Annotated in this window: 1 pseudogene; it reads left to right on the forward strand. The window is 40.8% G+C overall.

From position 1 onward, the window contains the following. A pseudogene (locus QMN76_RS10940) lies at positions 1–223 on the forward strand (phage terminase large subunit family protein); the annotation flags it as partial.

Here is a 223-nt window from a genome sequence, read left to right on the forward strand (position 1 = left end):
CAAAGATGAACAGGGTCAAGCTTTACCCGAAACGGTGCATTATGTATGTAAGCATAATGGTTGCGTTATCTTGGAACAAGAAAAGCCAGAATTAATCAAAAATGGTGAATGGCGTGCGTTGGCTTTGTTCAAAGGGCATGCATCCTTTCATATTAACTCGCTTTATTCATTGATGCCCAATGCCAGATGGTCTTTGTTGGTATCAGAGTTTTTGCGGGTAAAG

Origin of the sequence: Commensalibacter papalotli (ex Botero et al. 2024), from assembly GCF_947179115.1 — a bacterium.
Taxonomy (GTDB): domain Bacteria; phylum Pseudomonadota; class Alphaproteobacteria; order Acetobacterales; family Acetobacteraceae; genus Commensalibacter; species Commensalibacter papalotli.